General features: G+C 69.5%; 22 protein-coding genes and 2 riboswitches. Of the genes, 10 read left to right on the top strand and 12 right to left on the bottom strand.

What is annotated here, in order from left to right:
* Positions 1-108 precede the first annotated feature (108 nt).
* Both IE226_RS32550 and IE226_RS32545 read left to right on the top strand, forming a co-directional pair.
* Positions 109-744, top strand: coding sequence for a TetR family transcriptional regulator (locus IE226_RS32550; RefSeq protein ID WP_190085024.1), 636 nt, complete (start codon positions 109-111; stop codon positions 742-744).
* A 73-nt stretch (positions 745-817) separates the two neighbouring features.
* Positions 818-1,660 carry an alpha/beta fold hydrolase gene (locus tag IE226_RS32545; RefSeq protein ID WP_190085023.1) on the top strand — a complete coding sequence of 281 codons (843 nt, stop codon included), beginning with the start codon at positions 818-820 and terminating at the stop codon, positions 1,658-1,660.
* On the opposite strand, the gene IE226_RS32540 is transcribed toward IE226_RS32545, so the two are convergent.
* Positions 1,620-2,609: a helix-turn-helix transcriptional regulator gene (locus IE226_RS32540; protein WP_190085022.1), complete on the bottom strand. Its 990-nt coding sequence runs from the start codon at positions 2,607-2,609 to the stop codon at positions 1,620-1,622. The two genes, IE226_RS32545 and IE226_RS32540, sit on opposite strands and share 41 nt — an antisense overlap.
* Positions 2,610-2,706: 97 nt before the next feature.
* Here IE226_RS32540 and IE226_RS32535 point away from each other — a divergent pair, with 97 nt between their 5' ends.
* From IE226_RS32535 to IE226_RS32525, 3 genes are all read left to right on the top strand, one after another.
* A complete protein-coding gene (locus IE226_RS32535) occupies positions 2,707-3,612 on the top strand; it encodes a LysR family transcriptional regulator (protein ID WP_190085021.1) in 906 nt (301 codons plus the stop codon).
* A 149-nt stretch (positions 3,613-3,761) separates the two neighbouring features.
* A complete protein-coding gene (locus IE226_RS32530) occupies positions 3,762-4,331 on the top strand; it encodes a cysteine dioxygenase family protein (RefSeq protein ID WP_190085020.1) in 570 nt (189 codons plus the stop codon).
* Positions 4,331-5,377, top strand: coding sequence for a YeiH family protein (locus tag IE226_RS32525; protein WP_190085019.1), 1,047 nt, complete (start codon positions 4,331-4,333; stop codon positions 5,375-5,377). Before IE226_RS32530 ends, IE226_RS32525 begins: the two co-directional genes overlap by 1 nt.
* Before the next feature lie 217 nt (positions 5,378-5,594).
* On the opposite strand, the gene IE226_RS32520 is transcribed toward IE226_RS32525, so the two are convergent.
* From IE226_RS32520 to IE226_RS32470, 11 genes are all read right to left on the bottom strand, one after another.
* A complete protein-coding gene (locus tag IE226_RS32520) occupies positions 5,595-6,464 on the bottom strand; it encodes a thioesterase family protein (RefSeq protein WP_190085018.1) in 870 nt (289 codons plus the stop codon).
* 90 nt (positions 6,465-6,554) lie between these two features.
* Positions 6,555-7,232: a trimeric intracellular cation channel family protein gene (locus tag IE226_RS32515; RefSeq protein ID WP_190085017.1), complete on the bottom strand. Its 678-nt coding sequence runs from the start codon at positions 7,230-7,232 to the stop codon at positions 6,555-6,557.
* Positions 7,233-7,278: 46 nt separating this feature from the next.
* Positions 7,279-8,670, bottom strand: coding sequence for a M1 family metallopeptidase (locus IE226_RS32510; protein WP_190085016.1), 1,392 nt, complete (start codon positions 8,668-8,670; stop codon positions 7,279-7,281).
* Between the two features lie 108 nt (positions 8,671-8,778).
* Entirely contained in the window at positions 8,779-10,104 is a 1,326-nt protein-coding gene (locus IE226_RS32505) for an ABC transporter ATP-binding protein (RefSeq protein ID WP_229871670.1), read from the bottom strand.
* A gap of 35 nt (positions 10,105-10,139) precedes the next feature.
* Positions 10,140-11,237, bottom strand: coding sequence for an ABC transporter ATP-binding protein (locus IE226_RS32500; protein WP_190085015.1), 1,098 nt, complete (start codon positions 11,235-11,237; stop codon positions 10,140-10,142).
* Complete coding sequence (locus tag IE226_RS32495; RefSeq protein WP_190085080.1) at positions 11,234-12,235, bottom strand: ABC transporter permease; 1,002 nt, start codon at positions 12,233-12,235, stop codon at positions 11,234-11,236. Before IE226_RS32495 ends, IE226_RS32500 begins: the two co-directional genes overlap by 4 nt.
* 122 nt (positions 12,236-12,357) lie before the next feature.
* Positions 12,358-14,130, bottom strand: coding sequence for an ABC transporter substrate-binding protein (locus IE226_RS32490; protein ID WP_190085014.1), 1,773 nt, complete (start codon positions 14,128-14,130; stop codon positions 12,358-12,360).
* A gap of 103 nt (positions 14,131-14,233) precedes the next feature.
* A complete protein-coding gene (locus IE226_RS32485) occupies positions 14,234-15,238 on the bottom strand; it encodes an ABC transporter permease (protein ID WP_190085013.1) in 1,005 nt (334 codons plus the stop codon).
* Between the two features lie 354 nt (positions 15,239-15,592).
* Positions 15,593-16,366 carry an enhanced serine sensitivity protein SseB C-terminal domain-containing protein gene (locus IE226_RS32480; RefSeq protein WP_190085012.1) on the bottom strand — a complete coding sequence of 258 codons (774 nt, stop codon included), beginning with the start codon at positions 16,364-16,366 and terminating at the stop codon, positions 15,593-15,595.
* A gap of 171 nt (positions 16,367-16,537) precedes the next feature.
* On the bottom strand, positions 16,538-17,350 hold the full coding sequence (locus IE226_RS32475) for an enhanced serine sensitivity protein SseB (protein ID WP_190085011.1): 813 nt from the start codon (positions 17,348-17,350) through the stop codon (positions 16,538-16,540).
* 83 nt (positions 17,351-17,433) lie between these two features.
* Positions 17,434-18,108 carry an AAA family ATPase gene (locus IE226_RS32470; RefSeq protein WP_190085079.1) on the bottom strand — a complete coding sequence of 225 codons (675 nt, stop codon included), beginning with the start codon at positions 18,106-18,108 and terminating at the stop codon, positions 17,434-17,436.
* Positions 18,109-18,261: 153 nt separating this feature from the next.
* Positions 18,262-18,368: riboswitch (glycine riboswitch) on the top strand.
* Positions 18,369-18,480, top strand: a riboswitch (glycine riboswitch).
* Positions 18,481-18,516: 36 nt separating this feature from the next.
* Between IE226_RS32470 and gcvT the strand changes: the two genes are divergently transcribed.
* The 5 genes from gcvT (at position 18,517) to IE226_RS32445 (ending at position 23,226) form a co-directional block, all read left to right on the top strand.
* On the top strand, positions 18,517-19,650 hold the full coding sequence (gcvT, locus tag IE226_RS32465; protein ID WP_190085010.1) for a glycine cleavage system aminomethyltransferase GcvT: 1,134 nt from the start codon (positions 18,517-18,519) through the stop codon (positions 19,648-19,650).
* Positions 19,651-19,739: 89 nt separating this feature from the next.
* Positions 19,740-20,117, top strand: coding sequence for a glycine cleavage system protein GcvH (gene gcvH, locus IE226_RS32460; protein WP_190085009.1), 378 nt, complete (start codon positions 19,740-19,742; stop codon positions 20,115-20,117).
* A 30-nt stretch (positions 20,118-20,147) separates the two neighbouring features.
* Positions 20,148-21,407, top strand: coding sequence for a serine hydroxymethyltransferase (gene glyA, locus IE226_RS32455; protein WP_190085008.1), 1,260 nt, complete (start codon positions 20,148-20,150; stop codon positions 21,405-21,407).
* Positions 21,408-21,566: 159 nt separating this feature from the next.
* Positions 21,567-22,937, top strand: coding sequence for an L-serine ammonia-lyase (locus IE226_RS32450; protein WP_190085078.1), 1,371 nt, complete (start codon positions 21,567-21,569; stop codon positions 22,935-22,937).
* A 76-nt stretch (positions 22,938-23,013) separates the two neighbouring features.
* Positions 23,014-23,226 carry an EF-hand domain-containing protein gene (locus IE226_RS32445; protein ID WP_190085007.1) on the top strand — a complete coding sequence of 71 codons (213 nt, stop codon included), beginning with the start codon at positions 23,014-23,016 and terminating at the stop codon, positions 23,224-23,226.

Raw genomic sequence — 23,226 nt, 5'->3', positions numbered from 1 at the left:
TCTCGCTGGAGATTTCGGTGAACGCTTGTGGTAACAAGTGTTCACTGAGTTAGAGAGTACCGCGCCGTCGGCTTCCTAATCTCGGAGAACAGTTGTTAACTGCATGGCATGAGTCACACTCTCGGCATCCGGCAGGCCCAGAAGCAGAAAACCCGGCAGGCACTCCTCGACGCGGCGCTCCAGCTGCTGGAGGAGCAGAGCCTGAGCAGCCTGGGCCTGCGCGAGGTCACCCGCGCCGTGGGCGTGGCCCCCACCGCCTTCTACCGGCACTTCCGCGACATGGCCGACCTCGGTGTCGCCCTGGTGGAGGAGGCGCTCGACAGCCTGCACACCACGCTCGTCGCACTCCTCGCGGCGACCGGCGACGGCAAGGACGACGGCGAGGAACGCATCGCCGCCACCGTCGAGTTGATCGTCGCCTATGTACGCACCCACCCCGCGCACGTCCGCTTCATCGCCCGCGAGCAGCACGGCGGGGTGCAGGCCGTCCGGTCCGCGATAGGCGATCAACTCGCCCTGTTCGCACAGGAGGTGAAGGACCAGTTCGCCGGGGAGCCGGACTCCGCGGGCTGGGACGAGGACGATCTCCTGATGCTGGCCAGGATGTACGTCGACCACATGGTGATGACCGCCTCGTCACTCCTCGAGGCGGCACCCGGCACCGAGCAGCGCGTCGCGGTCGGCGCGCGGCGGCAACTGCGCCTGCTTTCGCTCGGGCGGCACCACTGGCTCGACGAGCGCTGACCGCACAGCGGCGGCCCCATTGGCTCAGGGCGAGGACTCGACGTCCCCGTAAGGAGCAACTAGCCTTACGGTCATGACGACCGATGGTGACTGGACACTCGACCAGACCTTCGCCGGGCCGACCGGCACCGTCCGCTGGAGCGCCCTGGGTCCCGGGGACGCCCCGCCCGTCGTCCTGGTCCACGGCACGCCCTTCTCCTCGTACGTCTGGCGTGGCGTGGCCCGCGCGCTCTGCCGGGACCACCGGGTCTACGTGTGGGACCTGCCCGGCTACGGAACGTCTCAGATGCGGTCCGGGCAGGACGTGACCCTGGCCGCCCAGGCCCGCGTCCTCACCGAGCTCCTCGCGCACTGGGGGCTCGACGAACCCGCCGTCGTGGCCCATGACTTCGGCGGCTGCGTCTCGCTGCGCGCCCACCTCCTGCACGGCGCCCGCTACGGACGCCTCGCCGTGGTCGACCCGGTGGCGCTCGCCCCCTGGGGCTCCCCCGCCTACCGGCTGCTCGGCGCGAACGCCGACGTCTTCGAACAGCTGCCGCCCGCCCTGCACGAGGCACTGGTGCGGGAGTACATCGCTTCGGCGAGCCACCGCGGACTGCACCCCGCGGTGCTCGACCGGCTGGTCGAGCCCTGGTGCACCGAGGAGGGCAGGCCCGCCTTCTACCGCCAGATCGAGCAGAACGACCAGCGGTACACGGACGAGATCCAGGGCCGGTACGGGGAAGTGGCGCTGCCCGTCCTCATCTGCTGGGGCACGGAGGACACCTGGATCCCGGTGGAGCGCGGCCACGAGCTCGCCGGGCTGATCCCCGGCGCGGAGCTCCGTCTGATCGGGGGCGCGGGCCACCTCGTACAGGAGGACGCGCCCGCCGAGCTCACGGCTGAGCTGATCCGCTTCCTGCGTACAGACCGGTGACCGCGGCGGCGGCGCCCGCGAGCTCGGCGCGCGCCTCGGGCGGCGAGAGCACCTCCACACTCGCGGCGAACGGAAGCAGCGTGCGGGTGTCGCCGATGTCCCCGAAGCCGAGACGGACGGTGATCCACTCGCTCTTCCCGTCGTCCTCGGGGGGCTCGCTGAGGAATTGGCCCTTGAGCCGCAGGAACTGCGCGAAACGGTCCCGCGCGACCCGCGCCGTCACGTCGACGGCGACCGGCCGGTCCTCGACCTGCCGCTTCAGCACACCCCAGACGTCGGCGAGCTCGACACCGGCCCTGCGCCGCACGGGCAGGTCCGTGAGGGTCGCCGCCCGGACACGGTCGGCGCGGAAGAGCCGCGGGGCGCCGCGCCGGTCGGCGACCAGGTACCAGACGCCCGCCTTCGACACGAGGCCGTAGGGGTCCACGGTGTAGGTGCGCGGCCGGTCCTCGCCGCCGTGGCGGTAGCGCAGCCGCAGCCGCCGGTCCGAGAAGACGGCGTCCTGCAGTACGTCGAGGTCGACGGGGGCCGCGTCCGATCCGCGCGGGCCCGGCATCCAGCGCGCCGAGTCGACGAGGATGCGCCTGCTGGTCAACTCGGCCGCGGGGCGGTGCGGTGCGGGCAGCGCCGCCATGACCTTGCGCAGCGCGGAGCCGATCGCCTCGTCGAGCCCGAGTGCGGCGTGCGCGCCCCGGGCGGCCAGGATGAACAGCGCCCGCGACTCGTCCGCAGTCAGCCCCGTGACGTCCGTGCGGAACCCGGGCAGGAGCGCGATGCCGCCGTGCCGCCCGCGCTCCGCGTACACCGGGACGCCGGAGGCGGAGAGCGCCTCGATGTCGCGGTAGATGGTGCGCACGGAGACTTCGAGGCGGTCGGCCAGTTCATGCGCGGGGACCTGCCCGCGGGTCTGGAGCAGCAGCAGGATGGAGAGCAGCCGGTCGGATTTCACGCGGTCAAGGATGGCCGAAAGGGCCTGCGGCGGCGGTCAGGTGCGGCCGGTGAGGGGGTCTTGTCGGTCGCTCCCAAGTGCTGCTTATGATTCAGACGTGTTCGATTCCCGGCACATCAAGTCATTTCACGAAGTGGTCCGTACCGGCTCCTACTCCGCCGCCGCCCGCTCGCTCGGCTATACGCAGCCGGCGATCACCCAGCAGATGAAGGCGCTGGAACGCTCGGTGGGCACCGTCCTCTTCACCCGCGTCGGCCGCAGGATGCGCCTCACCGAGGCGGGCGAGGCGCTGTCCCGGCACGCGGGGATCATCCTCGGCAACATCAACGCCGCCGAGCAGCAGATGAACGCCATCACCGGCCTGCGCGCCGGTCGCGTGCGCATCTGCGCCTTCCCCAGCGCCAACGCCACCCTCATCCCCGAGGCCCTCGCCCGGCTCGCGGCGGGCCACCCCGGTGTGCGCGTCGAACTCCAGGAGAACGAACCGCCCGAGTCGCTGAGGCGCCTGGTGGACGGCGACTGCGACATCACGCTGGCCTTCCACTACCCCGGCCTGCACGAGGACGTACCGGACGATGTGGTGGAGATCCCGCTGATGGAGGACCAGTTGACGGTCCTCATGCCGTCCCGCCATCCACTCGCCCGGCGCCGCTCCGTCAAGCTCGTCGACCTCGCGGGCGAGCGCTGGATCGCGGGCTGTCCGCGCTGCCGCGCCAACTTCCTGCACGAATGCGCCGAGCAGGGCTTCGCCCCGGACATCGCCTTCACCACGGACGACAACCTCGTCATCCAGAGCCTGGTCGCGGAGGGACTCGGCATCGCGATGATGCCGGGTCTGGTCCTCAACTTCCTGCGCCACCGCCAGGTGACCGGACGGGCCCTCGATCCGGCGTCGCGCCGGCAGGTCTCGGCGTACGCGCTCAGGGAACACCTGCGGATACCCGCGACGGCGCTGGTGCTGGAGGAACTGAAGGCGGTCGCGGCGAACCGCGTGGGCTGCTGAGCCGCACGCCCCTCCCCCGAACCGGTCGTCCAGCGCCTCCCGAACCGGCCGTCCGGCGCTCCCCGAACCGGCCAACCATAAGCAAAAGTTGGCGTACGGCTTAGAAACTGTCGTTGGACGTGATGGAAGAGCGGCAGGACGCTGCCTTCATGAGTGCATCCATCACCGCATCCCGCGCAGTCCGCACCACCGGGCGCATGGACGCCCTCGTCGCCGGCATCCGCGAGGCCGTCGGCCGGGGCCTGCCGCCCGACCTGACGGCGTACCTGGTCGGCGAACGGCTCGCGCCGCATCTGGGCACGGCCGACCTGCTCACCGACGAGCAGTGCGAGGGCGATCCCGAGCGCTACCGCCAGCATCTGCTGCACTCCGAGCACGACGGCAGCTTCTCCGTGGTCGGCCTGGTCTGGCTGCCCGGCCAGCACACCCCGGTCCACGACCACGTCTCCTGGTGCGTCACCGGTGTCCACGAGGGCGCGGAGCAGGAGCGGCGCTACCGGCTCGTGCCTGCGGCTTCCGGCACACCGGCGCATCTCGTCGCCACCGAGGACCTGGTCAACGAGCAGGGTTCGGTCTGCGGCTTCGCACCGCCGGGGGACATCCACCGCGTCTGGAACGCGGGCACGGAACGGGCGATATCGATCCATGTGTACGGCGCCGACATCTCCCGCCTCGGCACCAGCGTGCGCCGGGTGTACGAGCTGCCGGCCGACCGCTGATGGCGCTCCTCGGGCAACGTCACCAGGTCTCCCGCGTCTCCCCGCTGTCCCCTCCCGGCCGCCACCCGGCGCCGGGCCTTGCCCTCGCGGCGCTGGGCGTCGCGGCGGCATGGGCGACGCACGCCGTCTTCCCCGCCGTGCCGATGCTGACGGCGGCGGTGGTGTTCGGGCTCGTGGCGGCGCATGTACCGGGTGCCCGCGCTTTCGTACGAGGCCGGGGCAAGGCGGGGCTCTCCCTCGCCGGAAAGCGGCTGATGCGGCTCGGCATCGTCCTGCTCGGCCTGAAGCTGAGCCTGGACGACGTCCTGGGTCTCGGCTGGGCGACGGTGGCGATGGTGCTCGGGGTGGTCTCCGCGACGTTCTTCGGGACGTGGTGGCTCGGCCGCCGATTGGGGCTGCCCGGCGACCAGCCGCTCCTGATCGCCACCGGCTACTCGATCTGCGGGGCGTCCGCGATCGGCGCGGTCGGTCAGGTGACGGAGAGCGAGGAGCGGGACGCGGCGGTTTCGGTGGCGCTCGTGACGCTCTGCGGGACGCTCGCCATCGCCGTACTCCCGCTGTTGCAGGGCCCGTTGGGTCTTACCGACGCCGAGTTCGGGCGGTGGGCCGGGGCGAGCGTGCACGACGTGGGGCAGGTGGTGGCCACGGCGCAGACCGCCGGGGCGGGGGCGCTGGGGGACGCGGTCCTGGTGAAGCTGATGCGGGTGGCGATGCTTGCGCCGCTGGTGGCGGGGGTGGGTCTCTCACTGCGGGCCCGTTCTGTGGCGCGCGGGGCAGGGAAGCCGAGGCCGCCGGTTTTGCCCCTGTTCGTGGCGGGGTTCTTGGGGATGGTGGCGGTGCGGAGCGCGGGCTGGTTGCCGGGTTCCGCACTGGACCTGGCGGGCCACGTCCAGGAACTGCTGTTGGCAGCGGCGCTGTTCGGCCTCGGCGCGGCGGTGGACTTGCCCTCCCTCACCCGAACGGGCGGGCGCGTGGCGGCGCTTGGGCTGTGTGCGTGGGTCGTGGTGGCGGGGGCTTCGTATGTGGGGGTGGTCGTGGTCGGGTAGGGATTGCCTTTTCCCCAACCCCGCCCCTTCCCGAAAACCGGCTGCGCCGGGGCGTCCTCAATCGCCGGACGGCTGAAAGATTCCCCCTGGCCGGGACAATCTCAGCCCGTCCGGCGATTGAGGACGAACTCGGCGGAGCCGGTGATGACGGCAACCAAGGCCCCCGCGCCAGCCGGTTTTCGGGAAGGGGTGGGGTTGGGGAAAGAGCCCCTGAACCTCAGCCCAGCCGCACCCGCGCCAGTTGCCGCGACTGGGCGACCAGCCTGTCCTCGCTGTCCCAGACCTCCGCGTCCTCCTCCAGGAAGCCCCCGGCGAGGTTGCGGGTGGTGATCGAGACGCGGAGAGGACCCGGCGCCGGACGGGCACGGACATGCACCGTCAGCTCCACCGTCGGCACCCATCCCGAAAGCCCCAGCTCGAACGCCGTGGGCGGCAACGCGTCCACCGCGAGGAGCAGCGAAAGCGGATCCGCGTCACGGCCGTCCGCGAGGCCGAACCAGGCCCGCATCTCCCCCTTCCCGGAGGGCTGGCCGAGGGCCCACCCCAGGGTGGAGGGGTCCAGCTTCAGGAAGAGCCGGTCGCTGATGGCGGAACTGCCGGGCACAGGCCGGTGATCCGGAGCGTCCTGCGGCCCGAAGCACTGCTCAAGCGGCGGCAGCGCGGGCGGCTTCGCCGTCGTACGGACATCGTCGGGCAGCGCGTCCAGGTCGCCGTACGAGGCGAGCACGCGGATGCGCTCGACCTCGCGCCCCTCCTCGTCGTACTGGAAGAGCGACGCCTGCCCGGTCGACAGGGTCCGCCCGGTCCGCGCCGTGTCCGTGCGGATCACGGCGGGCCCGGGGTGGGACGCGGTCAGGTAGTGCGCGGAGACCGTGAAGGGGTCCGAGTGCGGCAGCGCGTCGGCGAGGGCGCGGCCGAGGACCGCGAGGAGATAGCCGCCGTTGACGGCGTTGATGATCGTCCACCCCGCGGAGAGATCGATGTCGTAGACACCGGGCTCCCGCCGGGTGACCGCGGTGTCGCGGTCGAACTCGCTGTCGCCGATGCTCGCGGGCACCGCTGCCGGTATGGATGCTGCCTCTGCCATACCGGTAACGTACAACATGACATTACTGAGCGGTAGCTTTCCTGCCGGGGCAGCTGAACCGGGCACGGCCCGCGACGGGGCGCACGTGCCCTACGACACGTCCTCCGCCGCCTCCACGTCCACCGCCGTGGACCGCCGGTGCCACGCCCGTGGCGCACGCCAGTGGAAGCGCAGCGCGAGCAGGCGCAGGACGAAGGTCGTGATCACGGCGAGGCCGCTGGTGTAGGCGTTCAGCATGTCGTAGTTGATGCAGCACGCGACCATCGCGGAGCCGACGATCGCGGGGACGGCGTACAGATCGCGGTCCCAGCGCACCAGCGAGGGCACCTCGTTGGCGATGATGTCGCGCAGCACGCCGCCGCCCACCGCGGTGGCGAGGCCCAGGGCCGCCGACGCGGTGAGTCCGAGGCCGTAGTCGTACGCCTTGGTGGTGCCCGTGACGCAGAAGAGGCCGAGACCCGCCGCGTCGAAGACGTTCACCGCGAGCTGGGTGCGCTCCACCTCCGGGTGCAGGAAGAACACCAGGGCGGCGGCGAACAGCGGCGTGATGAAGTAGCCGAGGTCGACGAAGGCGGCGGGCGGCACCGCCCCGATGACCACGTCACGGAAGATCCCCCCGCCCAGCGCGGTGACCTCGGCGAGCACGACGATGCCGAAGACGTCGAAGTTCTTGCGTACGGCGAGCAGGGCGCCGGAGATCGCGAAGACGAAGATTCCGACGATGTCGAGCGCGTGCTGGACGGAGGGGCTGAACAGATCCTGGATCACGCGACATTCTTACCCGCCCGCCGGCGCGCGCCCGACGAGGCCGGGACTACAGCGCGGGCTTGCCCTTCGTGAAGAGCCACGTCCGGAACAGGCCGTCGAGCTGCTTGCCCGAGATCTTCTCGGCGAGCCGGATGAACTCGGCGGTGGTGACGTTCCCGTACCGGTTCTGCTCGGCCCAGGCCGGGAGCAGCTCGAAGAACGCCTTGTCGCCGATGCGCTCGCGCAGGACCTGGAGCGTCATCGCGCCGCGCTGGTAGACGGCGGAGGCGAACATCGTGTCGCGCTGCGGGTCGCCGACGACGATCTGCCAGAAGGCCGAGTCGGCGGGGCGCGAGTTGTAGCCGGCGAGGAAGGCGTCCCTGGCCGACTGGGTGCCCTTGTGCTCGCTCCACAGCCACTGGGAGTAGGTCGCGAAGCCCTCGTTGAGCCAGATGTCGTTCCACTTCTCGGGCGTGACGGAGTCGCCGAACCACTGATGGGCGAGCTCGTGGGCGATGGTCGACTCGCTGCGGATCGCGGAGTAGACCGGCTTGGTCTGCGTCTCCAGGGAGAAGCCCGCCTGCGGCATGTCGTCGACGATCGCGCCGGTCTCCTCGAAGGGATAGGGGCCGAAGACCTTCGACCAGTAGTCGGTGACCTCGGCCGTGACGCCGTACACGTCGACGTTGTTGCTGTTCTCCAGGACGGGGTCGATGGCGACGTAGATCGGGGTGCCGCCCGGGGTCCTGCCCTTCTGCACGTCGAACTTGCCGATGGTCGCGGTCGCGAGATAGGTCGCCATGGGCTTGGACTCGCGCCAGTGCGCGACGGTCTGGCCGCCCTTGGTGTACGTGCCGACGAGGCGGCCGTTGGAGACACCGGTCAGGCCCTTGGGCGCCTTGACGCGGATGTCGAAGGCGGCCTTGTCCGAGGGGTGGTCGCTGGAGGGGAACCAGGTGGAGGCGGCGTTGGGCTCGCAGGCGACGAAGACGCCGTCGGTGGTCTTCATCCAGCCGTAGTCGGAGCCGAAGACGATGGGGCCGCTCAGCGGCTCGGGCACGCCGCCGTAGGTGACGGACACGGTGAACGTCTTGTTCTTGCGCAGGCTCTCGCGCGGGCTGACGCGGATCTCGTCGCCGGCGCGGGTGAACTTCGCCCGTCTGTCGTTCACCTCGATCCTGGTCACCTCCAGCTTCTGGAGGTCGAGGTTGAAGGAGGAGAGGTTCCGGGTGGCGCGCGCGGTGATCGTGGTGCGGCCGTCGAGGCGGTCGGTGTCGGGGTCGTACGCCACGTCGAGGCCGTAGTGGCGTACGTCGTATCCGCCGTTGCCGAGCAGCGGGAAGTACGGGTCGCCGACGCCGGGCGAGCCGGGGTTCGGTGCGGGTGCGGCGGCGAGCAGACAGAAGGAGGCGGCGGCGGTGGCCAGTGCCCCCAGACGTGCCGAACGGGAGAGTGCCATGAGTCATCCCTTCGCGCGTGTTCCGATGAGACGGACACGCAGACTCTGCACTCTCCCGTATGGGCGTGTACATGACTTGGTGCCTGATTTTTACCAAGTCATCAGGCGCTAACTGTCGGTTGACCCCTGACCCTCGGCCTCCGCTTGCGGAGTGTCCTCGGAGGCGGCCTTGGAGAGGCCCTTCGCCGCCTTGGAGACGCCCTTCGAACCTCCCTTGGAAGCGCCCTTCGAAGCGGTCTTGGAGTCACCCTTCGAAGCGGCCTTCGAAGCCGCCTGCGGGGCGTCCGCCGTGGCGTCCTTCCCGACGGTCTTCTTCGGGGCCGCGGCCTCCTCGGCCGTCTCCTCCGCCTTGCTCACCACCGACACCACGTCGATCGCCTCCTTGGCGACCTGCAGCAGCTTGGTGTCGCCCGGCTGCTGGTCCTCGGCGTTCTCCGGGTGGTGGCACGCGACCTGGTGGCCCGTCGCGAGGGCGATCAGCGGCGGCTCGGTCTTCGCGCAGATCTCCGTCGCCTTCCAGCAGCGCGTGTGGAAACGGCAGCCGGTGGGCGGGTCGATGGGCGAGGGGACGTCGCCGCGCAGCAGGATGCGTTCGCTCTTCACGCCGCGCCGCTTGGGGTCGGGCACCGGCACCGCGGAGAGCAGCGCCTTGGTGTACGGGTGCATCGGCGTGGAGTAGAGGTCGTTGCGGTCCGCCAGCTCCACGATCTTGCCCAGGTACATCACCGCGATACGGTCCGAGACGTGCCGGATGACCGAGAGGTCGTGCGCGATGATCACGTACGTGAGGCCGAGCTCGTCCTGGAGGTCGTCCAGGAGGTTGACCACCTGCGCCTGGATGGAGACGTCCAGGGCGGAGACGGGCTCGTCGGCCACGACCAGCTTGGGCCGCAGGGCGAGCGCGCGGGCGATGCCGATGCGCTGGCGCTGGCCGCCGGAGAACTCGTGCGGGTAGCGGTTGTAGTGCTCGGGGCTGAGCCCCACGCGCTCCAGCATCTCCTGCACGGTCTTGCGCAGCCCGCCCTCGGGCTTGACGCCCTGCAGCTTGAACGGCGCGCCGACGATCGTGCCGATGGTGTGCCGCGGGTTCAGCGACGAGTACGGGTCCTGGAAGATCATCTGCACGTCACGGCGCAGCGGACGCATCTTGCCCGTGTTCAGGTGCGTGATGTCCGTGCCCTCGAACTCCACGCGGCCCGCGGTCGGTTCGAGCAGCCGGGTGATCAGGCGGCCCATCGTCGACTTGCCGCAGCCCGACTCGCCCACGACGCCGAGCGTCTCACCGGGGCGTACGTCGAAGCTGAGCCCGTCGACGGCCTGCACGGCCGCGACCTGGCGCTGCAGCAGCCCCTTCTTGATGGGGAAGTGCTTCACCAGGCCGTCGACCTTGAGCAGCGGCTCGGCCGAGCTCTCCTTCTGCGCCGGGATCGTCATCTCCTGGCCCTTCGCCTGGTCTTTCGTTTCGTCGTTCACAGCGTCGGCGCAATCTCTTCGGTCCAGATCCGGGTGCGCTCTTCCTGCGACATGTGGCAGGCGGTGAAGTGACCCGGAGCGACCTCGCGCAGTTCGGGCCGCTCCCGACGCGTGATCTGGTCCTTGGGGACGTCGGCGTACGGGCAGCGCGGGTTGAAGGCGCAGCCCTGCGGCAGGTTGATCAGGCTGGGCGGAGAGCCCTTGACCGGCACGAGGCGGTCGGTCTGCTCGCGGTCGATGCGCGGCATCGAGCCGAGGAGGCCCCACGTGTAGGGGTGCTCGGGCTCGTAGAAGACCTTCTCCGCGGTGCCCCGCTCGACACAGCGCCCGCCGTACATCACGAGCAGTTCGTCCGCCATCTCGGCGACCACGCCCAGGTCGTGCGTGATCATGATGACCGCGGAGCCGAACTCCTTCTGCAGATCCCGGATGAGGTCGAGGATCTGCGCCTGGACGGTGACGTCCAGGGCGGTCGTCGGCTCGTCGGCGATGAGCAGTTCGGGGTTGTTCACCAGGGCCATCGCGATCATCGCGCGCTGGCGCATGCCGCCCGAGAACTCGTGCGGGTAGCTGTCGACCCGCTTGTCCGGCTGGGGGATGCCCACCCGGTCGAGCATTTCGATGGCACGCTTGCGGGCGGTCTTCTTGTCCACCTTGTGGTGGACGCGGTACGCCTCGGTGATCTGCTGGCCGATGGAGTAGTACGGGTGCAGCGCGGACAGCGGGTCCTGGAAGATCATCGCCATTTCGCGGCCGCGCAGCTTGCGCACCTCGTCGGCGGGGGCCGTGAGCAGCTCCGTGCCGTTCAGCCAGATCTCGCCGGACAGCTGGGCCTTGCGGCGGCCGTACTGTCCGGCGGTGTGCAGGCCCAGGATGCCGAGCGAGGTGACCGACTTGCCGGAGCCGGACTCGCCCACGATGCCGAGGGTCTTGCCCTTCTCCAGCTGGAAGCTGAGCCCGTCGACGGACTTGACCAGGCCGTCGTCGGTCGGGAAGTGCACCTTGAGGTCGCGCACCTCGAGGAAGGCGGTGGGAGGGACCGAAGTAGCGACGGGTTCTCCGACCGCCGCTCCGGTCTTGTGCAGTTCGGTCATCCCAGCCTCACTCGCGGGTCGATGACGGCGTACAGAAGGTCGACGACGAGGTTGGCGAGGGCGATCGCGAGCGACGCGCACAAGGTGACGCCGAGGATCACCGGCAGGTCCTTGGTGCTGATGGCCTTGACCGCCTCGAGGCCGAGCCCCGGCAGGTTGAAGGTGGACTCGGTGAGCACGGCGCCGCCCATGAGCACACCGAGGTCGAGCCCGAAGACGGTGAGGATCGGCGTCATGGCGGAGCGCAGCGCGTGCCGCCTGATGACGACGGCCTCGCCGAGGCCCTTGGCGCGCGCGGTGCGGATGTAGTCCTCACCGAGCACTTCGAGCATGGTGGCCCGGGTGAGCCGTGCGTACATGGCGGCGTTGAGGAACGCGAGGACGATCCAGGGAAGGATCAGCGTCTCGAACCAGACGTTGATCGGGTCTTCCGTGGTGAGGGTGTCCTCGATGTGCACCCAGCCCAGGGTGTGCACGAAGAGACCCATCGCGATCATGCCGGTGAAGAAGACCGGGAGCGACACGCCGGCGAGGGCGGTGATCATCGCGGAGCGGTCCCAGATGGTGCCGCGCTTGAGCGCGGAGAGCACGCCGGTGGCGACACCGGCGACCAGCCACAGCACACAGGCACCGGCGGCGAGCGCCGCGGTGACGGGCAGGGCGTCCTTGAGGGTCTCCCAGACGGGTGCCTCGGTACGGAAGGAGTATCCGAAGCAGGGGGCAGGGCAGTGGGTCACGTCGGCCCCGTTGGCGTAGTCACGCCCCATCGGGATGCCCTTGACGAAGTCCCAGAACTGGACGAGCAGAGGGTCGTCAAGTCCCAGTTTGATCCGGATGCCCGCGAGCTGCTCGGCTCCGGACGACTTACCGGCGAAGAGGACGGCGATGTCCTGTCCCGCCCACTTGGGCAGCATGAAGAAGACGGTGAAGGTCGCGAGCAGTACGACCAGCACCATGATGACGACGGCGATCAGGCGCCGGATGAGATAAGCAAGCACTGTGCGCGGCCCGGCGGTGGCCGGGACCCCCTTGTGAGGGGTTCCGGCCACCGCCCGGGGCCATCACCTGCCCTTCGGACTGGCGGGATTCGGCGGTGGGACTTCCTTGCGGCTACTGCTACTTACTTCTTGGAGTCGTCGACGCCGAGCGAGACGTAGTCGTAACGGCCGCTGTAGGCAGCGGACGAGTAGACGTTGGTCGCCCGCGACGAGCGCCAGCTGATGTTCTTCTCGTAGATGAAGGGCATCCAGTACGCCTTGTCGACGATCTCGTGGCCCAGCTTGGTGTAGATCTCGCCGGCCTTGTTCGCGTCCACGGTGCCGATCGCCTCGTCGAAGTACTTGTCGATCTTCGGCTCGTCGATCTGCGACTCGTTGTAGTTGCCGTTCTCGTTGATGAAACGGCTGTCGAACAGCGGCTGGGCGTAGCCCTGGCCGGTCGGGAAGTCAGGACCCCAGCCCGCCATCGTCATGCCGATGCCGCGCTTCTTCACCACCGCGGGAGAGCCGGTGATGCTGGAGGAGTCGGCGCCGTCGATCGCGTCGACCTCGGCCTTGATGCCGACCTTGGCCAGCTGCTCCTGGAGCGCCGTGGCGGCGTCCACCTCGCCGGGCTGGTTGTTACGGGCCGAGATCTTGGTCGAGAAGCCGCTCGGCTTGCCGCACTTCTTCAGCTCGGCCTTGGCCTTGGTGACGTCCGGCTTGCCCTTGCGCTCCATGATGCCGTACGGGTCGTAGTCGTCGTTGCCCTTGATGGACTTCGGGAAGACGCTGGTGGCGATCTCACCGGCGGCGACCTCGCCGCCACGGGTCTTCTGCAGGCCCGCGAAGTCCGTGGCGTAGAAGACGGCCTTGCGGCAGGACTCGTTGTCGAACGGCTTCGTCTTGGTCACCAGGGCGACGTAACGGACGAAGTCCGTCTGCATGTTGTCGACGTTGTCCTTGTGGTCCTGAATGGCGGTGGTACGACCCGACTGGGTCATGCCGGTGCCGTTCATGTCGATGTCGTAGTCACCCGCCATCAGACGCTTGTCGTTCTCTTCGAGGTTCGCCGAGATGGTGACCTGGATCTTGTCCGGCAGCGCGGGACGGACCGGGTCCGACGACTTCTTCCAGTTCTTGTTGCGCACGAGCGTGATGCTCTTGCCGGCGCTGTAGTTCTGGAACTTGTACGGGCCGGAGGAGAACGGGCGCTGGGTGTACTTGGCGCCGGTGTCCTCGGACTGCTTCACCGGGGTGCCCGACGGCATCGCGAGCATCTGCTCGAAGTCGCCGTTCTTCTTGGGCAGCTTGAAGATGATGGTGTTGTCGTCGGGCGTCTCGATCGCCTTCAGACCCAGCTTGTCCTTCGACTTGTCCTCGTAGGGGCCCTTGTACTCGCCCTTGGGGTCAAGCGTGGACTTCAGGTAGCCGGGGCCACCGGTGATGACCTTGGTCGCCCAGATGCGCTCGATGCCGTACTTGATGTCCTTGGAGGTCAGCTTCGAGCCGTCCTCCCAGGTGAGACCGTCACGCAGCTGGTACGTGTAGGTCTTGCCGTCGTCGCTGATCTTCGCCGTGGACTCGGCGAGGTCGGGGACGAGCTTGTTGGAGGCGGCGCCCGGCTTGGTGTCGTACGTGATCAGCGTGCGGGTGTAGTACCGCATGAAGTCCCACGTCATGCCGTAGTAGGCGCGCTGCGGGTCGGCCGAGTCCAGGTCCTGCTTGGCGATGAACTTGAGCGTTCCGCCCTTCTTCGTCGACTTGTTCGCGACCTTGCCGATCGCCGCGTTGTAGCCGGCGCCCTTGCTGTCGTCGTCGCCGTCGCCGCCGCCGCACGCCGTGGTGGTCACCAGCGCCGCCACGACGAGGGCCGCGCCGGCGGTCAAGCGTCGTTTAGAGGAACCTGTGGGCATTTCTCGCATCCTCCGAGATTCGCGGTCCTTGGCCTTTGTCTGCCGTAAGAACCATGGGAAGAGCCACCTGACGCTGCGGCAGGGGCAAGTCAGTTGGAGCTGTTTACCGAGTTCCCTTGGGGTCCAGGGCGTCGCGCAACCCGTCACCGAAGAGGTTGAAGGCAAGCACGGTCACGAAGATCGCCAGGCCGGGGAAGACCATGAACATCGGGTCGTGCTCGTACGTCGCGAGCGCGTCCCGGAGCATGCCGCCCCAGGAGGCCGTCGGCGGACGCACACCCGCGCCGAGGAAGCTGAGGGCTGCTTCGGTGAGGATGTTGGTGGGGATCATGAGCGTCGCGTACACGGTGATCGGTGCGACCAGGTTCGGCAGCAACTCACGGAAGAGGATGTGCCGTTGACCGCCGCCGAGGCTGCGGGCCGCTTCCACGTACTCGCGTTCGCGCAGGGAGAGGGTCTGACCGCGGACGATGCGGCCGACGTAGGGCCAGCCGAAGAAGCCGATCACCAGGATCAGTACGGCGATGCGTACGCCGCTGCCGGTCAGGCCGAGCAGGTCGTCGGGCAGGACCGAGACCAGGGAGATCACGAAGAGCAGCTGCGGGAAGGAGAGCAGCACGTCCATGACCCGGCTGATCAGCGCGTCGACCCAGCCGCCGAAGTAACCGGCGATGATGCCGAAGAAGGTGCCGAGCACCACGGCCACCACGGCGGCGAGGAAGGCCACCAGGAGGGAGATGCGGGCGCCGTAGACGATCCGGCTGAAGATGTCGCGGCCCTTGTTCGGCTCGACGCCGAAGAGGAAGTCCCAACTCATGCCGCCGAACGCGCCCTTGGGCAGGTTCGTCAGGTCTTCGAGCTCTTCCTGATGGAACTCGTTGGGCGGGTGGCCCAACAGGGAGACGATCAGGGGAGCGAAGACGGCCACGAGGACCAGAACAATCACGGTGATACCGCCGGCCAGGGCGACCTTGTCCCGCTTCAGGCGGTTCCAGGCGATCTGCTTGAGGGACCGCCCCTCGACCTTCTTCACCCCTGCATCAACTGCGGGAGCGACGTCCGCTGTCGGGTCCGCGTCCGCAGGTGTGTCATGCAATGGTGCCGTCATCGTGGCAGGGACCCCTCTCAACCGGTGGTGACCGGCCCGCACTTGCCGCTGTAGCGACGTGATCAGTCCGTCGTACACAGGGGCGAAGCGCCCCACTTGCGGGAGTCTTCATCGGGGTTGCGATCTGTTACCAGCCTTGACGGGGAAAGGATGCTCAACCGTGATGCTGTTCGAGGTGTTCCGTTATCCGGACGCACGTGAACGAGGGGCGAACACGGGGCAGTTGGGTCGCAACGTGCCACGGGAGCCCATAGGCCCCCTCCGCCATCAGAACGGACATCCTGGCGGTCAGGGCAGGTATACGAGCCGCGGTGGCCGGTTAGAGGCCCTGCCGGACAGGGGCGCGGCAGCGGTTCAGTACTGCGCGGGGTAGCCGTAGCCGCCCGCGGGGGCCGGGGCGGGCTGGGCCTCGCGGTCGTAGAAGGGCCGGGCGTTGGCGCGCAGCCACAGGGCGACCGGGTCGTACACGTCGGACATCGCGACCGTCGACACGGGCAGGCCGTCGGGGACGGCGGCGATGGACTGCTGCATCATCGTGCGCACCCCGTCCACCGACGACGGCGACGTGTCGTACACATCGAGGCCGATGGCCAGGTACGGCGCGCCGAGCGCGGGCTGCACCCAGGCGCGGCGCAGCGAGCGGACCGCGGGGGTGCGGTGGGCGTTCTGCGTGAGCAGGGCGTAGAACTGCGGGATCTCGATGGCGGGCTCGGTGAGCCGCAGCGGGCCCGCGGGCTGGAGGTCGAGGCCCGAGGCGATGCGCCGCAGGTCGAGCCAGGGGATGCCGACGCCGCCGCCGGGTGCGTGCGGGTTGAGCCAGAGGCCGTAGAGGTCGGGGTAGAGGGTGCGGGCGATGTCGAGCCCGCTCACCACCTCGTACGAGCGGTTCCAGCCGCTGGCGGAGAGTTCCTGGGCGGAGGTCACGCACGGGGCGTAACCGAGGCCCTCGACCTCCATGTTTCCGTACTGGGCGTCGGGGGATCCGGCCTGGCCGTGCCAGAGCAGCATCCACACCTGGTCGGCGGCGAGGGCCCGCAGGAGCGCCTCGTAGGCGTCATAACGCCCGGGCGTCACCTGGCGCAGCATGTGCTCGACCTGCCCGGCCGCAGCCGTGCCCGACGCACTCACCCTTAACCGCCCCTTCGCGATGACCCGCTGACCTGAAGACCCGCCGACCCGGTGGGCCCGCCGACCCGTGGCCCGCTGACCCGGTGGCCCCGGGACATGAAACCAGCTTAAGCGGCGATCCTGACACCGACTTGACGTACGGCACCCTCGCACGCGTACCTGCACAAGTCCTTACACATGTCCGTGCTCGTGCCGCGGGCTCTGGCCGAAGAAGGGCCTCACCCGCTCGCGCATCCAGTCGCCGACCGGGTCCCGGGCCACGTCGAGCAGTACGAGGTTCACCGGCCAGGCCACCGGCGCGGCGCCCATGGCCCGGCCCACGGCCTCCATCGGCAGCTCGCGCGCGTTGCCCTCCCAGGAGCTCAGTTCGACGCCGACGAACAGCGTCGGGTCCTCCCCCTCGACGCTGGCGAGACAACGGCGGGCGCTCAGCACGACCCCGGTGGCCTCGAACTCGCGGGCGGCGGCGGACAGGAAGTCCACCGGGTCCTCCTGCCAGTCCGGTTCGAAGAGGCGTACGCGGCCGCCGCTCGCGGGCCCGTCCAGCGGGGTGCGCCCGGCCCGGCAGAGCTCGGCGACGGCCGGCGGCGGCAGCGGGACCCCGACCGTGCCGTCCGGGTTGACCGCGATGCCCAGCTGCGGCGGAAGCCCGCGTGCGAACTCAACGGCGGGGGCCACGGTGCAGCCCATGCGGCCGCCGGTGACCTGCCGGAACTGCTGCTCGGAGCTGAACACGGGGACGTAGGCCTGGCCCTCGATCTCCAGTGTGGGCAGGTCGAGGGTGCCGCTGTCGGGCGCCCCGCCGTTCGGCAGCGGGACCCAGACGTGGCTGCGGCCGAGCACCTCGACGATGCGGGCCCCGGCGGATGCTGTGCCCGCATGGGGCGCCCCCGGCGTGCCCAGGGATGCCGCGAGCACCTCTTCGAGTTCGTTGCCCGGCCATCCTCCGTACGGATGGGGGTGCGCCTGCGCCGGAATGTCCATCTGTCTGTCCAACCCCTGCTCTGTCCCGCTCTGCCTGCGGCACGACCCTAACGCGGCGGGCCGCCCGGCCTCCGGAGGGCGGCTCAGTCCCCGAAGCCGATCCCGCCCAGGACGCCCGCCGCCGTCCGGTCAAGGAGGATCGCGGAACCGCAGCCGCGCGGCAGATCGCCCCGCTCGGCGGCGCCGATCAGGCGGCCGATGGTCCTGCGGTGCCGTGCGAAGGCGTATCTCGACACGCCGCGTCCGCGCGAGAGCTGGCCCTCTATGGCGGTGTCCGGCTCCACGTCGAGCAGCAGCAGGTGCAGCGTCGTGCCCCGCCGCGCGGCCTCGCGGGCCAGCCAGCGGCGCACCCACGCCTGGGTGCCGCAGTCGTGCACCACGACGCCCTCGCCGGAGCGCAGGGCGGTGCGCAGGCCCGCGTAGTGCGCGATGCGGACCAGGGGGCGGTAGACCGCGTACGGCAGCAGGCGCGGCATGCGCCGGGCCCAGCGGTCGCGGGTGTCCTGCGAGTCGATGCGCGGCCCCGCGACGGCCCGGCGCATCAGCGTGGACTTGCCGCTGCCCGGAAGGCCGGAGACGACGACGAGATCGCCCGCGCCGAACGTGAGGCGGTGCGGGCTGTGGCCCGTGCGCTGCCGCAGGTCGCGCACGACGGCCGCGGGCAGGGGGCCGCAGCTCTCCCTGGTGGGGGCGGCGGCCTGTTTGGGCAGGGCCACCCCCGTGCTGGTCGCGTAGACACTCGTCCTGCGCACCGTGATCGGCCTCCCCTAAGCGGTCACGTAACTGCTTACCGCAGCTTCCCCGGCAAGTGTAAAGAGAAGGTAATGCGGCACAAGGGCATTACTCGATCGGCACTGCCCTGTGACAGGGGCGCGTGCAATGATGTGCGCGCAAACTCCATACAGGCCGTTTGAATCCGCGCGGGAGAGTTCCCGGACACCGTCGTCAAGGCGCTCCGGGGCGCCGAAGGAGCAAGTCCCTCCCTTGAATCTCTCAGGCCCCGTACCGCGCGGGCGAGGCACATCTGAAAAGCGGGCCGCCCCGGCGGCTCCACCCAAGGTGCAAGTCATGACCCCCTTTACGGACGGGTCGTGGTGAACCTCTCAGGTTCCGATGACAGATGGGGAGGATCGACCTCGCCCGTCATGCCCCTGGGAGTTCCCCGTATGAGTACCGTCCCCCGTCTGACCGCCCTCGATGCCGTGCATCGCGCGCTCGGTGCGACCATGACCGATTTCGCGGGCTGGGACATGCCGCTGCGCTACGGCAGCGAGCGCGACGAGCACGTCGCCGTGCGCACCAAGGCCGGTCTCTTCGACCTCTCCCACATGGGCGAGATCACGGTCACCGGACCGCAGGCCGTGGACTTCCTGAACTTCTCGCTCGTCGGCAACATCGGCTCCATCGGTGTCGGCCGCGCCCGTTACACGATGATCTGTGCCGAGAACGGCGGGATCCTGGACGACCTGATCGTCTACCGGCTCGGCGAGCCCGACGCCCCGGAGTACATGATTGTCGCCAATGCGTCGAACGCCCAGAATGTCCTGGACGTCCTGCGCGACCGCGCCGGGGACTTCGACGTCGAGGTCCGCGACGACCGCGACGCGTACGCCCTGCTCGCCGTCCAGGGTCCCGAGTCCCCCGGCATCCTGAAGTCACTCACGGATGCCGACCTGGACGGCCTGAAGTACTACGCGGGCCTGCCGGGCACGGTCGCTGGCGTCTCCGCCCTGATCGCCCGCACGGGCTACACCGGCGAGGACGGCTTCGAGCTCTTCGTCGCGCCCGGTGACGCCGAGAAGCTCTGGAACGCGCTGATGGAGGCGGGCGAGCCCGTCGGCCTGGTCCCGGCCGGGCTCTCCTGCCGCGACACGCTGCGCCTGGAGGCGGGCATGCCGCTGTACGGGCACGAGCTGACCGCCGAGCTGACGCCCTTCGACGCGGGCCTTGGCCGGGTCGTGAAGTTCGAGAAGACCTCGATGTCCGAGAGCTTCGTGGGGCGCGCCGCGCTCGCCGCCGCCGCCGAGCGCGCCGAGACCGCTCCCCCGCGCAAGCTGGTGGGCCTGATCGCCGCGGGCCGCCGCATCCCGCGCGCGGGCTTCTCCGTGGTCGCCGACGGCAAGGTCATCGGCGAGGTCACCTCCGGCGCGCCGTCCCCGACGCTCGGCAAGCCGATCGCCATCGCGTACGTCGACGCGGCGCACGCGGCCCCCGGAAGCGCGGGTGTCGGCGTCGACATCCGGGGCACGCACGAGCCGTACGAGGTCGTGGCACTGCCGTTCTACAAGCGCCAGAAGTGACGCCTCCGGCTCCGCGCCGAGCCGGAAGTGACCCCACGCACATCATCCCCGTTCCGCAGCACCCACCCGCGTACAGGAGAATTCAGGTCATGAGCAACCCCCAGCAGCTGCGTTACAGCAAGGAGCACGAGTGGCTCTCGGCCACCGAGGACGGCGTGGCGACGGTCGGTATCACGGAGCACGCCGCCAACGCGCTCGGTGACGTCGTCTACGCCGACCTTCCCGAGGCCGGCGCCGCGGTGACCGCGGGCGAGACGTGCGGCGAGCTCGAGTCGACCAAGTCGGTCAGCGACCTGTACTCGCCGGTGACCGGTGAGGTCGTCGAGTCGAACCAGGACGTCGTGGACGACCCCTCGCTCGTCAACTCCGCCCCGTTCGAGGGTGGTTGGCTCTTCAAGGTGCGCGTCACGGAGGAGCCGAAGGACCTGCTCTCCGCCGACGAGTACACCGAGTTCTCCGGCAGCTGAAGCCCCCCGAAGACCCCTAGGGACCACCTGATGTCGCTTCTCAACACCCCTCTCCACGAGCTGGACCCGGACGTCGCCGCCGCCGTCGACGCCGAGCTCCACCGTCAGCAGTCCACCCTGGAAATGATCGCGTCGGAGAACTTCGCTCCCGTCGCGGTCATGGAGGCCCAGGGCACGGTCCTCACCAACAAGTACGCCGAGGGCTACCCCGGCCGCCGCTACTACGGCGGCTGCGAGCACGTGGACGTGACCGAGCAGATCGCGATCGACCGGATCAAGGAGCTGTTCGGCGCCGAGTACGCCAACGTCCAGCCGCACTCCGGCGCCTCCGCGAACCAGGCCGCTCTCTTCGCGATCGCCCAGCCCGGCGACACGATCCTCGGCCTCGACCTGGCGCACGGCGGCCACCTCACCCACGGCATGCGCCTGAACTTCTCCGGCAAGCAGTTCAACGTGGTCGCGTACCACGTGGACGAGGCCGGTCTGGTCGACATGGCCGAGGTCGAGCGCCTGGCCAAGGAGAACAACCCGAAGGTGATCATCGCGGGCTGGTCCGCCTACCCGCGTCAGCTCGACTTCGCGGAGTTCCGCCGCATCGCCGACGAGGTCGGCGCGAAGCTGTGGGTCGACATGGCGCACTTCGCCGGTCTCGTGGCCGCCGGTCTGCACCCCAACCCGGTGCCGTACGCGGACGTGGTGACCTCCACCACGCACAAGACCCTGGGCGGCCCGCGCGGCGGCGTCATCCTGGCCCGCGACAAGGAGTTCGCGAAGAAGCTTAACTCCGCGGTCTTCCCCGGCTTCCAGGGCGGTCCCCTGGAGCACGTGATCGCGGCCAAGGCCGTCTCCTTCAAGGTCGCGGCCTCCGAGGAGTTCAAGGAGCGCCAGCAGCGCACCCTGGACGGCGCCCGCATCCTGGCCGAGCGCCTGGTGCGGGACGACGCGAAGGCCGTCGGCGTCGACGTCCTGTCCGGCGGCACGGACGTGCACCTGGTCCTGGTGGACCTGCGCAACTCCGAGCTCGACGGGCAGCAGGCCGAGGACCGTCTCCACGAGGTCGGCATCACGGTCAACCGCAACGCGATCCCGAACGACCCGCGTCCCCCGATGGTCACCTCGGGCCTGCGGATCGGCACGCCGGCGCTCGCGACCCGCGGCTTCCAGGAGGACGACTTCCGTGAGGTCGCCGACATCATCGCCGAGGCGCTGAAGCCCGGCTTCGACGCGGAATCCCTGAAGGCTCGCGTCTCCGCCTTGGCGGAAAAGCACCCGCTGTACCCCAACCTGTAGCATTTTCGTACGCTTTTCTTTCGTACGAATCTTCGGGGCACCGCGCACACTGGACAGTGAAGACAGTGAGTGCGGTGCCCCGGCTCATGCCCCGCGTTCGTAGTTTTCTGCACCACCCCGGCAGACAACGGCGTCTACCAATCACCATTGGAGTTTCTCGTGGCCCTCTCGGTCTTCGACCTGTTCTCGATAGGCATCGGCCCGTCCAGCTCCCACACGGTCGGCCCCATGCGCGCCGCCCGCATCTTCGCCGGCCGCCTCAAGAACGAGGGCCTGTTGGCCCACACCGCCTGCGTACGGGCCGAGCTCTACGGCTCCCTCGGTGCGACGGGGCACGGCCACGGCACCCCGAAGGCGGTTCTGCTCGGCCTGGAGGGCGAGTCCCCGCGCTCGGTCGACGTCGAGTCCGCCGACGAGCGCGTCGAGCAGATCAAGAGCACCGGCCGCCTCAATCTGCTCGGCATGCACGAGATCGACTTCGACTTCGACGAGGATCTGATCCTGCACCGCCGCAAGGCCCTGCCGTACCACGCCAACGGCATGACGATCTTCGCGTACGACCGTGAGGGCGCCCTCCTCCTGGAGAAGACGTACTACTCCGTGGGCGGCGGCTTCGTGGTCGACGACGACGCCGTGGCCGGCGAGAACCCGATCGTGCCGGACGACACGGTCCTCAAGCACCCCTTCCGGACCGGCGACGAGCTGCTCCGCCTGGCCGAGGAGACGGGCCTTTCCATCTCCGCGCTGATGCTGGAGAACGAGAAGGCGTGGCGCACCGAGGAGGAGATCCGCGCGGGCCTGCTCGACATCTGGGGCGTCATGCAGTCCTGCGTCTCGCGCGGCATGTCCCGCGAGGGCATCCTGCCGGGCGGCCTGAAGGTGCGCCGCCGCGCGGCGAACTCCGCGCGCCAGCTGCGCGCCGAGGGCGACCCGTTGGCCCGCTCCATGGAGTGGATCACGCTGTACGCGATGGCCGTGAACGAGGAGAACGCCGCGGGCGGCCGTGTGGTCACCGCCCCGACGAACGGCGCGGCGGGCATCATCCCGGCGGTCCTGCACTACTACATGAACTTCATCCCCGGGGCGGACGAGGACGGCGTGGTCCGCTTCCTGCTCGCGGCGGGCGCGATCGGCATGCTCTTCAAGGAGAACGCCTCGATCTCCGGCGCCGAGGTCGGCTGCCAGGGCGAGGTCGGCTCCGCCTGCTCGATGGCCGCGGGCGCGCTCGCCGAGGTGCTCGGCGGCAGCCCCGAGCAGGTCGAGAACGCGGCCGAGATCGGCATGGAGCACAACCTCGGCCTGACCTGCGACCCGGTCGGCGGCCTCGTCCAGATCCCCTGCATCGAGCGCAACGGCATGGCGGCGGTCAAGGCCGTCACCGCCGCGAAGATGGCGATGCGCGGCGACGGCAGCCACAAGGTCTCCCTCGACAAGGTCATCAAGACCATGAAGGACACGGGCGCCGACATGTCCGTGAAGTACAAGGAGACCGCGCGCGGCGGGCTCGCCGTGAACATCATCGAGTGCTGAGCCCTCGTCCCGGAAGTCACCCGTACGGCGGATACCCTGAGTCCCGTCAGTAGTGCACGAAGAAGGGGTGGATCCGGTGGCGGACATCGAGGAAGCGCGTAAGACGTTCGAGCAGTTCGACGCGGACGGCGACGGCTTCATCACAGCGGCGGAGTGGAAGTCGGCCATGGCCAAGATGGGGGACTTCTACGTCACCGAGACGGTGGCCGAGGCCGTGATCGGCACGAAGGACGCCGACAAGGACAAGCGCCTCTCCTTCGACGAGTTCTGGGCGAGCCTGAACAAGTAG

This window comes from Streptomyces longisporoflavus, from assembly GCF_014649775.1.
Classification (GTDB): Bacteria; Actinomycetota; Actinomycetes; order Streptomycetales; family Streptomycetaceae; genus Streptomyces; species Streptomyces longisporoflavus.
Note: the sequence above shows the minus strand (reverse complement) of the source record. Positions and strands in the feature narration are given on the sequence as shown.

Coding starts and splice junctions, on each gene's coding strand:
- IE226_RS32550 (WP_190085024.1), top strand. CDS start 109: ATGAGTCACACTCTCGGCATCCGGCAGGCCCAGAAGCAGAAAACCCGG.
- IE226_RS32545 (WP_190085023.1), top strand. CDS start 818: ATGACGACCGATGGTGACTGGACACTCGACCAGACCTTCGCCGGGCCG.
- IE226_RS32530 (WP_190085020.1), top strand. CDS start 3,762: ATGAGTGCATCCATCACCGCATCCCGCGCAGTCCGCACCACCGGGCGC.
- IE226_RS32525 (WP_190085019.1), top strand. CDS start 4,331: ATGGCGCTCCTCGGGCAACGTCACCAGGTCTCCCGCGTCTCCCCGCTG.
- IE226_RS32520 (WP_190085018.1), bottom strand. CDS start 6,464: ATGGCAGAGGCAGCATCCATACCGGCAGCGGTGCCCGCGAGCATCGGC.
- IE226_RS32510 (WP_190085016.1), bottom strand. CDS start 8,670: ATGGCACTCTCCCGTTCGGCACGTCTGGGGGCACTGGCCACCGCCGCC.
- IE226_RS32505 (WP_229871670.1), bottom strand. CDS start 10,104: ATGACGATCCCGGCGCAGAAGGAGAGCTCGGCCGAGCCGCTGCTCAAG.
- IE226_RS32500 (WP_190085015.1), bottom strand. CDS start 11,237: ATGACCGAACTGCACAAGACCGGAGCGGCGGTCGGAGAACCCGTCGCT.
- IE226_RS32490 (WP_190085014.1), bottom strand. CDS start 14,130: ATGCCCACAGGTTCCTCTAAACGACGCTTGACCGCCGGCGCGGCCCTC.
- IE226_RS32485 (WP_190085013.1), bottom strand. CDS start 15,238: ATGACGGCACCATTGCATGACACACCTGCGGACGCGGACCCGACAGCG.
- IE226_RS32475 (WP_190085011.1), bottom strand. CDS start 17,350: ATGGACATTCCGGCGCAGGCGCACCCCCATCCGTACGGAGGATGGCCG.
- gcvT (WP_190085010.1), top strand. CDS start 18,517: ATGAGTACCGTCCCCCGTCTGACCGCCCTCGATGCCGTGCATCGCGCG.
- gcvH (WP_190085009.1), top strand. CDS start 19,740: ATGAGCAACCCCCAGCAGCTGCGTTACAGCAAGGAGCACGAGTGGCTC.
- glyA (WP_190085008.1), top strand. CDS start 20,148: ATGTCGCTTCTCAACACCCCTCTCCACGAGCTGGACCCGGACGTCGCC.